This window comes from Rhodococcus sp. EPR-134 (assembly GCF_001647205.1).
Classification (GTDB): Bacteria; Actinomycetota; Actinomycetes; order Mycobacteriales; family Mycobacteriaceae; genus Rhodococcus_F; species Rhodococcus_F qingshengii.
This window is the reverse complement of the sequence record NZ_LVCT01000404.1, coordinates 1-2,455: the sequence shown is the minus strand read 5'-3', so window position 1 is coordinate 2,455 and position 2,455 is coordinate 1. Positions and strand designations below refer to the sequence as shown.

Genomic DNA, 2,455 nt, shown 5'->3' with positions numbered 1-2,455 from the left:
TGCTTGGGGGTATTGGCCGGAACGTAGATCCGACCCTTGATCTGCATCGTTCGGCACGCGAAAGCAACACCCTGCGCATGGTTACCGGCACTGGCAGTCACCACGCCGGCACCGCGTTCGGCCTCGTTGAGCTGAGCGATCAGGTTGTACGCGCCACGAATCTTGTACGAACGAACGCCCTGGAGGTCCTCACGCTTGAGATACACGTGTGCCCCGGTCAACGCCGAAAGACGATCGCTGTACTGCAGGGGTGTCGCCGCAATGACATGCTGAATTCGCTCGATGGCCGCGTCGATCTCCTGCGCGTCGAGCGCGGGGACGGTGGACTTCGTTACTACGACATCGGGCGAGTTAGACACCCCGCCATTTTCGCACGTCGGAGATCAACCTTCCCACCACCCCGCCCCGCATGGTCTGGGAGGCAGGGTGGCGGTAGGTCAGCCGCGCGGATCCAACTGTGAGGGACGTGGCACGTTCCGCAGATTCGACTTGGCCATCTGTACTGCCTCGCCGACGCCGCCGTTCATCACCATCTTCGACATCGCCAAAGCGAAGCCCTTCATCTGACCACCGGTGATGGTGGGCGGCAACGACAATGCCAACGGATCGGTCACCAGATCCACCAAGGCTGGACCGTCATGATCGAGCGCGGCGCGTAGGCCCGCTTCGATGTCCGCGGGATTCTCGATTCGGCGCGAGAAGATACCGAGCGCAGCAGCAACCGCCGCGTAGTCGACCGCGGGCACGTCGACCCCGAAATCCGGAAGGCCGTCGACCAGCATCTCGAGCTTGACCATTCCGAGCGTCGAGTTGTTGAACACCACGATCTTGACCGGCAACTTGTACATCGCGACGGTGACCAACTCACCGAGCAGCATCGACAATCCACCGTCGCCCGACACCGAGATGACCTGACGCCCCGGACTCGACCATGCAGCACCCATCGCGTGTGGGAGCGCATTGGACATCGATCCGTGCAGCGCCGAGGAGATGAAGCGTCTCGATCCGTTCGGATTGAGATAGCGCGCCGTCCACACGTTGCACATCCCGGTGTCGGCGGTGAAGATTGCGTCGCCGGCTGCCAGATCGTCCAAGATCGAGGCCGCATACTCGGGGTGAATCGGCGTGCGCTGCTTGACCGGATCCGTGTATGCACCAACCACTTTGGTCATCAGAGTGTTGTGCTTGGCGAGCGTGTCCTCCAGGAACCCGCGGTCGGTCTTTCGATCGAGCTGCGGAATCAGTGCATTCAAGGTGCTCGCGACGTCGCCGTGCACAGCCAGGTCCAGGCTGGTTCGACGCCCCAACCGCTCGGCCGCGATGTCGATCTGAGCAGTGCGAACGTCGTCGGGCAAGAACTGATCGCAGGGAAAGTCCGTACCGATCAGGAGCAGGAGATCGGCGCCGTGGATACCGTCGTGCGCCGCACCGTAACCGAGCAATCCGGTCATCCCGACGTCGTATGGATTGTCGTACTGGATCCATTCCTTGCCACGCAGTGAATGCCCGATGGGAGCGCCGACGGTTTCGGCCAACGCCAGAACCTCCGCGCGCGCATCTCGCACCCCCGCGCCGGCAAAGATCGCAACCTTACGCGAGCCGTTGATCACATCTGCCAACGCCTTGACGTCACCGGCATCCGGAACGACTGTCGGCCTTCGGGTTTCGACGAGCGTCGGCGGGGTGCCTTCTGCCGGGCAGTCGGCGATGTCCCCGGGAAGCACGATCACCGAGACGCCGTTTCGAGCCACCGAATGCTGAATCGCCGACTGCACCACGCGTGGTGATTGCACTGGGGTGCTGACGAGTTCGGTGTAACTCGAACATTCGATGAAGATCCGCTCGGGATGCGTTTCCTGAAAGTAGCCCATTCCGATCTGGGCGCTGGGGATGTGCGAGGCGATCGCGAGGACCGGCGCGCCCGAACGATGAGCGTCGTACAGGCCGTTGATCAGGTGAAGGTTTCCGGGACCGCAGGATCCGGCACACACTGCGAGTTTTCCGGTGATCTGGGCATCCGCTGCGGCCGCAAAGGCGGCTGCTTCCTCATGCCGGACGTGTATCCAATCGATTCCGCCCTTCTCGGAACCACCGGTGCGACGAACCGCATCGACGATGGGATTGAGACTGTCACCGACAATGCCGTAGATCCGACTGACACCCGCGTCAACGAGCTGCTGAACCAATTGATCTGCAACGGTTTTCGGACTCATCAGACCTCCATGACACACTCACGGGAGTCGGGATCGCCGACCCCCGGGAGTGACGATTTACTTGTGATTGATGCAGCGCTTCTTGTGGAATGCGGGGTTACTTGGGTTCGAGCACGAACACCGGAATCTCACGATCGGTCTTCGTCTGATAATCGGCGTAGTCGGGGTACGCAGCGACAGCGCGCTCCCACCAGACCGCCTTCTCGTCGCCGGTGACTTCCCGAGCAACCAGGTCGAAGACC

At 61.8% G+C, this 2,455-nt stretch carries 3 protein-coding genes; all 3 read right to left on the bottom strand.

All coding sequences use genetic code 11. The features are described from left to right. Positions 1 to 359: pyridoxal-phosphate dependent enzyme (locus A2J01_RS18570; protein ID WP_156519311.1), on the bottom strand; the 359-nt coding region annotated here is incomplete at its 3' end. A gap of 78 nt (positions 360 to 437) precedes the next feature. Continuing rightward, the gene (locus A2J01_RS18565) at positions 438 to 2,213 is read right to left on the bottom strand and encodes a pyruvate dehydrogenase (protein ID WP_064113285.1); all 1,776 of its coding nucleotides are present in this window, start codon (positions 2,211 to 2,213) and stop codon (positions 438 to 440) included. A gap of 97 nt (positions 2,214 to 2,310) precedes the next feature. Beyond that, positions 2,311 to 2,455: nitroreductase/quinone reductase family protein (locus A2J01_RS18560; protein ID WP_156519310.1), on the bottom strand; the 145-nt coding region annotated here is incomplete at its 5' end.

Excerpts from the sequence above, each read along its gene's own strand:
- A2J01_RS18565 (WP_064113285.1), bottom strand. The coding sequence starts at position 2,213 with ATGAGTCCGAAAACCGTTGCAGATCAATTGGTTCAGCAGCTCGTTGAC.